The sequence below is a fragment of the Halobacillus aidingensis genome (genome assembly GCF_900104185.1).
Taxonomy (GTDB): domain Bacteria; phylum Bacillota; class Bacilli; order Bacillales; family Halobacillaceae; genus Halobacillus; species Halobacillus aidingensis.
This window is the reverse complement of sequence record NZ_FNIZ01000042.1, coordinates 1-10,747: the sequence shown is the minus strand read 5'-3', so window position 1 is coordinate 10,747 and position 10,747 is coordinate 1. Positions and strand designations below refer to the sequence as shown.

General features: G+C 42.7%; 11 protein-coding genes. 9 read left to right on the top strand and 2 right to left on the bottom strand.

Annotated features, from left to right (window positions below; genetic code table 11):
- Positions 1-295 precede the first annotated feature (295 nt).
- Positions 296-520, top strand: coding sequence for a WYL domain-containing protein (locus tag BLS23_RS21195; RefSeq protein ID WP_089654997.1), 225 nt, complete (start codon positions 296-298; stop codon positions 518-520).
- A 47-nt stretch (positions 521-567) separates the two neighbouring features.
- Here BLS23_RS21195 and lexA read toward each other — a convergent pair whose 3' ends face one another.
- Positions 568-1,191 carry a transcriptional repressor LexA gene (gene lexA / locus BLS23_RS21190; protein WP_089654996.1) on the bottom strand — a complete coding sequence of 208 codons (624 nt, stop codon included), beginning with the start codon at positions 1,189-1,191 and terminating at the stop codon, positions 568-570.
- A 300-nt stretch (positions 1,192-1,491) separates the two neighbouring features.
- On the opposite strand from lexA, the gene BLS23_RS21185 reads away from it, so the two are divergent.
- The 7 genes from BLS23_RS21185 (at position 1,492) to BLS23_RS21155 (ending at position 7,248) form a co-directional block, all read left to right on the top strand.
- On the top strand, positions 1,492-2,151 hold the full coding sequence (locus BLS23_RS21185) for a YneB family resolvase-like protein (RefSeq protein WP_089654995.1): 660 nt from the start codon (positions 1,492-1,494) through the stop codon (positions 2,149-2,151).
- Between the two features lie 85 nt (positions 2,152-2,236).
- A complete protein-coding gene (locus BLS23_RS21180; protein WP_089654994.1) occupies positions 2,237-2,470 on the top strand; it encodes a DUF896 domain-containing protein in 234 nt (77 codons plus the stop codon).
- Positions 2,471-2,648: 178 nt separating this feature from the next.
- On the top strand, positions 2,649-4,652 hold the full coding sequence (tkt, locus tag BLS23_RS21175) for a transketolase (protein WP_089654993.1): 2,004 nt from the start codon (positions 2,649-2,651) through the stop codon (positions 4,650-4,652).
- 338 nt (positions 4,653-4,990) lie between these two features.
- Entirely contained in the window at positions 4,991-5,215 is a 225-nt protein-coding gene (locus tag BLS23_RS21170) for a YneF family protein (RefSeq protein WP_035505139.1), read from the top strand.
- A gap of 139 nt (positions 5,216-5,354) precedes the next feature.
- Positions 5,355-6,056, top strand: a complete 702-nt coding sequence (locus BLS23_RS21165) for a cytochrome c biogenesis CcdA family protein (RefSeq protein ID WP_089654992.1) — start codon at positions 5,355-5,357, stop codon at positions 6,054-6,056.
- Positions 6,057-6,120: 64 nt separating this feature from the next.
- Positions 6,121-6,549 carry a Na(+)/H(+) antiporter subunit B gene (locus BLS23_RS21160; RefSeq protein ID WP_089654991.1) on the top strand — a complete coding sequence of 143 codons (429 nt, stop codon included), beginning with the start codon at positions 6,121-6,123 and terminating at the stop codon, positions 6,547-6,549.
- Between the two features lie 216 nt (positions 6,550-6,765).
- Positions 6,766-7,248, top strand: coding sequence for a CcdC family protein (locus tag BLS23_RS21155; RefSeq protein WP_089654990.1), 483 nt, complete (start codon positions 6,766-6,768; stop codon positions 7,246-7,248).
- An 11-nt stretch (positions 7,249-7,259) separates the two neighbouring features.
- On the opposite strand, the gene BLS23_RS21150 is transcribed toward BLS23_RS21155, so the two are convergent.
- Positions 7,260-7,688 (bottom strand): DUF2621 family protein, encoded by a 429-nt coding sequence (locus BLS23_RS21150; protein ID WP_089654989.1) that lies wholly within the window; start codon positions 7,686-7,688, stop codon positions 7,260-7,262.
- 278 nt (positions 7,689-7,966) lie between these two features.
- On the opposite strand from BLS23_RS21150, the gene acnA reads away from it, so the two are divergent.
- The gene (gene acnA, locus BLS23_RS21145; protein WP_089654988.1) at positions 7,967-10,672 is read left to right on the top strand and encodes an aconitate hydratase AcnA; all 2,706 of its coding nucleotides are present in this window, start codon (positions 7,967-7,969) and stop codon (positions 10,670-10,672) included.
- The last annotated feature ends 75 nt before the right edge of the window (positions 10,673-10,747 follow it).

Sequence of the window (10,747 nt, the reverse complement as noted above, 5' to 3'; positions counted from 1 at the left end):
GAATAACACACATTCTAAAAACCCTTATTAATGAATATATTGAAAGGATTTGATATTACACAAAGCCCCAAATACATGTTCCGTACACAGGTTCATCCGTGGGAACGCGAACAATATTTACAGACGTATTAAACCTTAAAACCCTTGAAGCTAATAGCTTCAAGGGTTTTTCTTTGCCTCACGGAACAATTTGAATGGGGTGAAGATAATTCCAAGATTTTGGTCGTATACTTTGGGGGATGTGTTACATATAATGTTAGTAAGAACAAACGTTCCTGTTATGGAGGTGTCACCAATGGAAGCATTAATCCAACGTTCAAAACTCGAAAAGATGAAGTTGGAATGGATCTATATCAACCACAAAGGCGATTTGTCTCAACGGGTGGTTAGAGTGGTCGACATTCAGGATGAATATGTAATTGCTTACTGCTATGAACGAAAACAAGTGAGAACGTTCAGAAAAAATAATATATTGTCTGTATTTCCTTTAACCTCCATCCGGAAAAGTTATGGAGCATGACAAAAAATAAAGAAAGAGGCGAGTTTAACAAAACTCGCCTCTTTCAATTAATGTACGGTTCTGTATAGACCGACGACTTTCCCTAAAATGGATACGTCCTGTAATAGGATTGGTTCCATTGTTGCGTTTTCAGGCTGTAAACGAACGTGATTTCTTTCCTTGAAGAATCGTTTTACAGTTGCTTCTTCATCTTCTGTCATCGCCACGACGATGTCACCGTTCTGAGCGGTTTGCTGTTGTCTGACGATGACCATGTCGCCGTCTAGAATTCCTGCCTCAATCATACTTTCCCCTTGGACGATCAGGACGAACGTGTTGTCATCCGATCCTGCGAGTGTATCTGGAAGCGGGACATATTCTTCGATATTCTCTACAGCTGTAATCGGGGAACCGGCCGTGACTTTACCGATTACTGGAGCGTAGGAGGCTTCACTTCTCGGAATACTGTGATCTTCTTCCAATTCAATTACTTCAATGGCACGAGGTTTCGTCGGATCGCGTCTAATATAGCCTTTTTTCTCTAATCTGGATAAGTGACCATGTACTGTTGAACTTGAAGCGAGACCAACGGATTGACCGATCTCCCTTACGGATGGTGGATATCCTTTCATTAAAACCTGTTCTTTAATAAAATCTAGTATTTCCTGCTGCCGTTTTGAAAGTTTACTCATAGATTAGCACCTCGTACATAGGATTATAGTAACCACATTGTACCACTTATGATTCAAAAATACAAACACGCGTTCGAAAAAAACCATTGACAAGAACTTGTGTTCGTATATAATAAAATTAACAAACGCGAACACAGGTTCTTAAGAACGTTCGTTCTATGAAAACGGAGGGGTTATGTATGTTTAACAAATTATCGAAGCTGGACTACACCTACATTATTCTTTTTATTGTTAGTTTTATCATTCTCTATTATTCTATGGTCACAGCTGTTTAATAGAGAAAGAGAGAGGAACATTCAATTGAAGGTGATTTTATACTGCAGGGTAAGTACGGAAAAAGAAGCTCAAGTGACATCATTAAACCGCCAAAGAACCGAGTTGACTTCAATGGCAGAGAGTCACGAATTTGAAGTTGTGGAATGTATTGAAGAACAAGCGAGTGGTTACGATATTGAGCGGGACGGGATCTTCCGTATGCTGGAATATTTTTCTTCCGGGCGTGCGGAAGCTCTGGTGATTCAGGATGAGACTCGATTGGGACGTGGGAATACGAAAATCGCATTGTTTCATCAATTGAATCGATTGAATATTAAGGTGTATTCTTTATCAAATCAGGGAGAGTTGCAGTTATCAGAGTCGGATTCTATGGTTTTACAGATTGTGGGGATCGTAGAGGAATACCAGAGAAAAATACATAATATGAAAATACGCCGGGGAATGAGAAAAGCTGTTGAGGGCGGCTATGACCCATCAATCAATTTATCCAATCGGGACCAGGCGCCAGGTCGTGAGAGAATCGAATTTCCTATTGAAGAAGTGGTCCGGTTAAGGAAAAATGAGCTGACGTTTAAAGATATCGCTGCGACACTAAGAGGCCTTGGATATGATGTATCGAAGGCTACGGTTCATCGCAGATACAAGGAATACCTATCGCTTGAAAAAGAAGAAGAATCACGGTAATATATAGTTTAAGGACAAGGATCTGTGGATTTCTTGTCTTTTTCATGTTTTTACGATCCAGACTATGAGTAAAGGAGAAGGATCTATGTTATCTAAAGAAAAAATTAATCGTATAAATGAACTAGCGAATAAATCCAAGCAGGAAGAACTTTCGAAGGAAGAAAAAGCGGAACAGCAGAAGCTGCGTCAGGAATACTTGAAAAATGCTCGTCAATCTTTCAAGAATCAGCTGAAAGGAGTTACCGTCATCGACCCGAATGGGGATGACGTGACACCTAAGAAGCTTCGTCAAATGCAGGAAAACGAAAAAAAGAACTAATTTTTAAATCTCCGTGTTCGATAATTTTCGAATGCGGATTTTTTGTTTAAAACCCTTAATAAGGGGGAAGTTAGGTGGGAGGTTGTGCAAAGATTTCGCACAACGCTTGTTTCAAAATGAATTTCATTATAGGATAATACATGGTACATATACCTGAAACGAAAGGGGAATGTTGAACATGGCAAACAGCCTTGAACAAACATCAATCAATACGATTAGAACTTTAACAATCGATGCAGTAGAAAAAGCAAACTCCGGACACCCGGGGATGCCGATGGGTGCAGCACCGATGGCATATACGCTATGGACTCAGTTCATGGATCATAATCCGAAAAACTCGAACTGGTTCGACCGCGACCGTTTCGTCCTATCTGCTGGACACGGATCTATGCTTCTTTACAGCTTGCTCCACTTATCCGGTTATAACGTGACGATGGACGACCTTAAGTCCTTCCGTCAATGGGATTCCAAAACCCCTGGTCACCCAGAGTTTGGACACACAGACGGTGTAGAAGCAACTACAGGTCCCCTTGGACAAGGTATTGCAATGGCGACCGGAATGGCAATGGCTGAAGCTCACCTTGCAGCGAAATATAACCGTGAAGGTTATAATGTCGTTGACCATTACACTTATTCCATTTGTGGTGACGGGGACTTGATGGAAGGGGTATCCCAGGAATCTGCTTCTCTTGCCGGTCACCTTGGTCTAGGTAAATTGATCGTTCTTTATGATTCCAATGATATTTCTCTTGATGGCGACCTTGATCGTTCCTTCAGCGAGAGTGTTGAAAAGCGCTATGAAGCCTATGGATGGCAGGTGATTCGCGTAGAGGATGGTACGAACACAGAGGATATTGCTCAGGCACTTGAGAAAGCAAAAGCGAATACAGATCAACCAACAATGATCGAAGTGAAAACGGTTATTGGGTATGGATCTCCTAATAAATCTGGTAAGTCTGCCTCCCACGGTGCTCCTTTAGGAGAAGAGGAAGGAACGGCAGCTAAACAGTTCTACAAGTGGGATCACGAGCCATTCCACGTACCTGAAGAGGTCTATCAGGACTTTAAAGAAAAGGTTCAGCAAAATGGTCAGGATAAAGAAGAATCCTGGAACAACCTAATGGCTCAGTACAAAGAAGCACATCCAGAGCTTGCAGAAGAGTTTGAGCGTGCGATTCGCGGAGAGCTTCCTGAAGGCTGGGATCAAAGTCTTCCAACTTATCAGGTGGGCGAAGACAGCCCTGCGACACGCGCAGCTTCTGGAGATGCGATCAACGCTCTTTCAAAAGCTATCCCTAACTTCTTTGGTGGTAGTGCCGACCTTGCAGGTTCAAATAAAACGGCCGTCAAAGGTGAAGAAGACTTTTCACGTAACAACTACGCAGGTCGAAACATCTGGTTCGGAGTTCGTGAATTTGCCATGGCGGCTGCCTTAAACGGAATGGGACTTCATGGTGGACTTAATGTATATGCGGGTACATTCTTTGTCTTCAGTGACTACCTGCGTCCAGCGGTCCGCTTGTCCGCCCTGCAAAACCTGCCTGTGAACTACGTCTTCACTCATGACTCTGTTGCCGTTGGAGAAGATGGTCCGACGCACGAACCTGTGGAACAATTGGCTTCTCTTCGTGCGATGCCAAACCTTTCCGTCCTTCGTCCTGCGGATGGGAACGAAACCAATGCGGCATGGAGACTTGCTTTAGAGTCTGAATCGACTCCAACAGCACTTGTCCTAACTCGCCAAGGGTTACCGACCCTTCAAGGTACAGAGGAACTTGCATACGAAGGAATGAAGAAAGGGGCGTACATCCTTAGCGATTCCGATAAAGAAGAGCCGGATGCGATCCTACTTGCTTCAGGTTCTGAAGTACAATTGATTGTTGAAGCTCAAGCGGAATTGAAGAAGAATGGTTACGACGTCCGTGTTGTCAGTGTACCTTCCTTCGATCGCTTTGAAGCTCAGCCTAAAGAATACAAAGAACAAGTCCTTCCTTCTTCTGTCCGCAAACGTCTGGCAGTTGAAATGGGCGCATCGTTCGGTTGGGACCGTTATGTAGGTTTGGATGGCTCCGTCATCGGAATCGACAAGTTCGGTGCTTCTGCTCCAGGGAATACTGTGATTGAGAACTATGGTTTCACTGTAGAAAACGTAGTGAAGCATGCGGAAAACTTGATGAAATAAACTATGGAGAAGCTGCCTGTTCCTAAGGCAGCTTCTTTTTATGCCGTGAATTTCAATCTGCTCTTGAAAATTCGCGGTAAATAGTAGGGACAACCATTTTCGATTTCCCTGCTCTATGTGATATAATAGGCATAAGAATGATTGTTGTCTCTGGTACGGTCATCGTCGTTCCTAGAAGATGAGATCCTTTTTTCATGTGGGAGGCTTTTGCTTATCTAATGAACGGTTGATTCGTTTAGTAGCGTCTGGATTACGGTCATATTGAAACGACTATTGTATTCTAGAGAACGTTTTACTATACTGTTATGGGAGACAACACGAAGGAGGAAGACGAAGTCATGACATTGGGGATCGTTTGGGTCATCATCATTGCTTTATTGACTCTTGTCGGTGGGGCAGCTCTAGGCTTCTTCATCGCAAGAAAGTATATGATGAACTATTTGAAAAAGAACCCGCCAATTAACGAACAAATGTTACGCACACTGATGATGCAGATGGGCCAAAAGCCTTCTCAGAAGAAAATCAATCAGATGATGCGTTCAATGAACAATCAAATGAAATAATGACACTTAGCCTTCTTTCGTGAATGAAAGAAGGCTTTCTCTATGGGAACTTCTTTAGATGTTCACAAGATAAACATCGTGTTAGGCCTGAAGCTCTGATACAATAGGAGGCGACTATGAATGAAGGTGTGATGATTAAATGGATGTGAATCTTTTCCTTGCTTTCGGAGCAGGGTTTTTATCATTTATATCCCCGTGTGTATTTCCTCTGTACCCTGCATTCCTCTCCTATATTACTGGGATGAGTGTGCATGAATTAAAAGAAGACAATGGGATGTTGAAAAGAGCAAGTTTGATCCATACGGTTTTATTCTTATTAGGATTTACGACGATTTTTTTGATCTTAGGATTTTCAGGGTCGTTTTTTGCACAGTTTTTCATACAATATGAATCCGTGATCCGACGTTTAGGATCCATTCTGATTATTTTCTTCGGATTTGTTATTATTGGCGTATTCAACTTTGATTTTTTAATGAAAGACCGGAAGATAACTTTCAAGAATAGACCCTCTGGTTACATAGGCACGTTTCTTATCGGAATTACATTTTCACTTGGTTGGACGCCTTGTACAGGTCCTATACTAGCGGCCGTCCTTTCGTTAGCGGCTGATTCTCCGGAACTTTTCTTAGTCATGATGCTGTCTTATTCCCTTGGCTTTTCCATTCCTTTCTTAGCCTTGTCGTTCTTTATTGGCAAATTGAGTTGGATTAAAAACCATAGTACGGGAATTGTTAAGATAGGCGGGTATATTATGATCCTCGTCGGAATTGCTCTTTATTTTGATTGGATGACCATGCTTACTTCATATCTTGCAGGGCTCTTTGATTTTCAGGGGTTCTAAGCCGTGGATTTTAGAGAGGATTTATATTAAGATGATACTAGAGAAAAATTAAAGGAGCTTTTTTATGACCCAGACCAACGATATTATATTAAGAACAACAACCACACTTATAGCCTTTATCTTACTAGGGTTTTCCGTTTATTTATTTTTTGCTGGCCATAATGCTCCAGGTGGAGGATTTATCGGTGGTTTAATGACTGCTGCAGCAATTATCCTCATGTATATGGCCTATGGAAGTAAGGCGATGGAAAAGATTCTGCCGATTAATTTCCGTTTTCTAATTCCTGTTGGATTGATGGTAGCGGCAGCAACCGGGATTGGTGGAATGGTTTTTGACGCGCCTTTCCTCACCCAAACGTTCGCTTACTTTCAACTACCGATTTTAGGCAAGACCGAACTTGCTACGGCTCTCTTGTTCGACCTAGGTGTTTATCTAGCTGTTGTAGGGGTAACAATGACGATCATTTTGACCATTGCCTACGATAGGGAATAAAAGCGGGAGGTCGTCATGGCTAAAGTTTTAATTGCAGGGGAAGCGGTGGGAAAATATGCTTCACTTCAACCAGATTTGGTTACAGAGGGTATTACGAGCTGGTAAACGTGGAGCGAAAAACTTCGTTGTTAAACCCTTTGATGAAACTCAGGTCCTGAATGCCATCGATCTTGTGTTGAACTGATATTAAGGACAGAGTAGAAAGAGTGAATCGTTATGTTTTGGTTAATTGCAAGTACCATTGTGGCTGCTGGTATGGCTACAGCGATGATTTTCGTCCGATTGCGGGCGGCAAAAAAACCGGCAAGTGTAAAAAAAATTATTCTTCCCCCTTTCATGATGAGCACAGGAGCCCTTATGTTTGTATTTCCGGTGTTCAGAGTCGAATGGAACCAGGTGTTTGAAGCCATTCTCATAGGTGTTATTTTTTCTATTTTCCTCATTCGCACTTCCAAGTTTGAGGTGAGGGATGGAGATATTTATTTAAAACCATCAAGGGCCTTTATTTTTATTCTTTTCGGTCTACTGATTTTGAGAGTCGTTTTCAAACTCATTATTGGGCAGCATGTTTCCTTTGGGGAGACGAGTGGAATGTTCTTTCTGCTTGCATTCGGTATGATCATGACCTGGCGGATCGCCATGTTGAAACAATACTTAAAGTTAGAGAAAAAGTTGGAACTTAAAAAGGACCTGGCTTAAGCCAGGTCCTTTTAACGTTCGATCAATGGGTCGTAAGGGCTCATGTCTATTTTTTTCTCCTCTAACTTTTTAACGAGAAATTTATGGTCTCGTTTCGGGGTCGCACGTATGTAGCCCTCGATTAAAATCTCCTGCGTGATTTTCTTTTTCTTTTTCTGCAGGGCAATTTCCCCGATGCGTCCAGCAATCTTCTGTCTTGCTACATCCCGGAAAAGCTCAGGAACAGGAGAGATCAACTCTTCTAATAAGTCTTTTTGCTCCGCGGACCACATGTGTTTTGTCTTGTCCACGTAATATTCTTCCCAATCAATGATTGATTTTCCGTCCTCTTTGGGAAGACGCTTCAGGAATTTGCGGAACATAAAAAAACCGCCAATGCTCATCAGACCAATCATGATGACAATCCACCCAACGATAAATAGGGCAAATCCACCTGACATACTATCACCTGTTTCATTGTCTTAGACTTCTCTAATTTCATTATAAAAGGTTGATCCTTTAAATACAAGCATGCGTTTTTGTAGATAATTGTATAAAATTTATGGAATTCAGAAAAATTTGTGGTCATTCATTTTACTTATAAATCGTTTTCATTTACAATAAGGATTGCAGATTTGTGAACTTGTTTTATACAAAGGGAACAAATGTAAGAATTTGGGGAATGGTGAAACCTTAAAAAAGGTTCACTATTGAATATTGATGAGGGGGTAAAAGGAATATGGCTAGCAATGCTTTTAATGCTCGCAAACAATTTGAACTCAATGGCCAAACGTACAACTATTACGATTTGAAAGCCTTAGAAGATGCGGGACATGGTAAGATTTCCCGTCTACCTTTCTCCATCCGTATCCTACTAGAATCTCTATTACGTCAACATGACGGACGCGTCATCAGCGATGATCACGTCGAGAGTCTAGCAAACTGGGGAACGGAGAAATCCAAAGGGGAAGATGTTCCATTTAAGCCTTCCCGCGTTATTTTGCAAGACTTCACCGGCGTACCTGCCGTGGTAGATCTGGCATCTCTTAGAAAAGCGATGGTAGATATGGGAGGAAGCCCAGACAAAATCAACCCGGAAGTACCTGTTGATCTTGTTATTGACCACTCTGTTCAAGTAGACAAGTATGGGACACCAGATGCTCTGAACGTAAATATGGAGTTGGAATTTGAACGAAATGAAGAGCGTTATGAGTTCTTACACTGGGCTCAAAAAGCGTTCGATAACTATCGTGCTGTTCCACCTGCAACAGGTATCGTTCACCAGGTAAACCTTGAATACATCGCAAACGTCGTTCACGCGAAAGAAAACGAGAACGGCTCTTATGATACTTATCCTGATACACTTGTCGGAACCGACTCACATACAACGATGATCAATGGTCTTGGTGTGCTAGGTTGGGGTGTTGGTGGTATAGAAGCAGAAGCTGGAATGCTCGGCCAACCGTCTTACTTCCCAGCTCCAGAAGTTATCGGAGTGAAGCTGAACGGAAGTTTCCCACAAGGGACAACAGCTACTGACCTCGCGCTTAAAGTTACTCAAAAACTTCGTGAGCAAAACGTTGTTGGTAAATTCGTTGAGTTCTTCGGTCCAGGGTTGCAGGAAATGCCTTTGGCTGATCGTGCGACGATCTCCAACATGGCTCCTGAATATGGTGCGACATGTGGTTTCTTCCCGGTTGATGGGGAGTCTCTTGAGTACCTTCGCCTTACAGGACGCACTGAAGAGCAAATCAAGCTTGTAGAAGAATACTGCAAGAAGAACAGCCTTTGGTATGATCCGTCCTTTGAGGACCCGGAATTCACGTCACTTGTTGAAATCGATCTCGGTGAGTTGGAGCCGAATTTGTCTGGACCAAAACGTCCTCAAGATTTGATTCCTCTTTCTCAAATGAAAGAATCATTTGAAAAGGCGATTACAGGTCCAGCAGGAAACCACGGTTTTGGCTTGGATAAATCTGAGTTCGACAAAGAAGTTGAAGTGAAGTTCAATAATGGAGACAAGTCCGTCATGAAGACAGGGGCTCTTGCAATTGCTGCCATTACTTCTTGTACGAACACATCCAACCCTCACGTTATGCTAGGGGCGGGCCTTGTCGCTAAAAAAGCGATTGAAAAAGGGCTGCAGGTTCCTGATTACGTGAAAACATCCTTAGCACCAGGATCCAAGGTTGTTACTCGCTACCTTGAAGATTCAGGCCTGATGACCTATTTGAATGACCTAGGATTCAACCTTGTTGGATATGGATGTACAACATGTATCGGTAACTCCGGACCGTTACTACCGGAAATCGAAAAAGCGATTGCTGACAGTGACTTGACAGCTTCTTCTGTCTTGTCTGGTAACCGTAACTTCGAAGGACGTATCCACCCTCTTGTAAAAGCCAACTACCTGGCTTCACCGCCACTTGTGGTTGCTTATGCGCTTGCAGGTACTGTGGATATTGACCTTAAAAATGAGCCGATCGGAAAAGACACTGAAGGAAACAACGTTTATTTCAATGATATTTGGCCTTCTCAAGAAGAGATCAAATCAGAAATTTCCCGTGTTGTTACACCTGAAATTTTCCGTAAAGAGTATGAAAATGTATTCAACTCGAATGAGAAATGGAACGAAATCGAAACAACGGATGAACCATTGTATGATTGGAACGACAAATCCACATACATTCAGAATCCTCCGTTTTTCGAAGGGCTTTCCAGTGACCCTGAAGCGGTTAAGCCACTAGAAGGTATGCGTGTCATCGGTAAATTCGGTGATTCCGTAACAACAGACCACATTTCACCAGCAGGTGCGATTCCAAAAGATATGCCTGCAGGGGAGTACTTGCAAGACAATGGGGTAAGTCCTCGAAACTTCAACTCCTACGGCTCCCGTCGTGGTAACCATGAAGTTATGATGCGTGGTACGTTTGCAAATATCCGTATTCGTAACCAGTTAGCTCCAGGTACTGAAGGTGGTTTCACTACGTACTGGCCGACTGAAGAGGTGATGCCGATCTATACAGCGGCTATGAAGTACCAGGAAGACCAGACACCATTGATGGTCATTGCCAGTAATGATTACGGTATGGGAAGCTCCCGTGACTGGGCTGCCAAGGGGACAGATCTTCTTGGAATTAAGACAGTCATCGCCGAAAGCTTTGAGCGTATCCACCGTTCAAACCTTGTCATGATGGGTGTTCTTCCATTGCAGTTCAAGCCGGAAGACAGCATCGAATCTCTTGGTTTGACAGGTCGTGAGACATTCGACGTCGAAGTCGGTGAAGATGTTAAACCACGTGACCTTGTCAAAGTGACTGCTACAGACGAAGAAGGCAATAAGAAAGAATTTGAAGTAATTGCCCGCTTCGACAGTGAAGTGGAAGTCGATTACTACCGCCACGGTGGTATTCTACAAATGGTTCTACGTAACAAATTGAACTAAATTTCCTTCTGAGGATCGCCCTTTAAAAAGGGGCTCTACAATATTTGTTGGGGTCTTAGAAAATTCGGCATAAAA

What these genes read in the sequence shown, in the direction of transcription:
- BLS23_RS21195 (WP_089654997.1), top strand. Translation starts at nt 296, where the DNA reads ATGGAAGCATTAATCCAACGTTCAAAACTCGAAAAGATGAAGTTGGAA.
- lexA (WP_089654996.1), bottom strand. Translation starts at nt 1,191, where the DNA reads ATGAGTAAACTTTCAAAACGGCAGCAGGAAATACTAGATTTTATTAAA.
- BLS23_RS21180 (WP_089654994.1), top strand. Translation starts at nt 2,237, where the DNA reads ATGTTATCTAAAGAAAAAATTAATCGTATAAATGAACTAGCGAATAAA.
- tkt (WP_089654993.1), top strand. Translation starts at nt 2,649, where the DNA reads ATGGCAAACAGCCTTGAACAAACATCAATCAATACGATTAGAACTTTA.
- BLS23_RS21170 (WP_035505139.1), top strand. Translation starts at nt 4,991, where the DNA reads ATGACATTGGGGATCGTTTGGGTCATCATCATTGCTTTATTGACTCTT.
- BLS23_RS21165 (WP_089654992.1), top strand. Translation starts at nt 5,355, where the DNA reads ATGGATGTGAATCTTTTCCTTGCTTTCGGAGCAGGGTTTTTATCATTT.
- BLS23_RS21160 (WP_089654991.1), top strand. Translation starts at nt 6,121, where the DNA reads ATGACCCAGACCAACGATATTATATTAAGAACAACAACCACACTTATA.
- BLS23_RS21155 (WP_089654990.1), top strand. Translation starts at nt 6,766, where the DNA reads ATGTTTTGGTTAATTGCAAGTACCATTGTGGCTGCTGGTATGGCTACA.
- BLS23_RS21150 (WP_089654989.1), bottom strand. Translation starts at nt 7,688, where the DNA reads ATGTCAGGTGGATTTGCCCTATTTATCGTTGGGTGGATTGTCATCATG.
- acnA (WP_089654988.1), top strand. Translation starts at nt 7,967, where the DNA reads ATGGCTAGCAATGCTTTTAATGCTCGCAAACAATTTGAACTCAATGGC.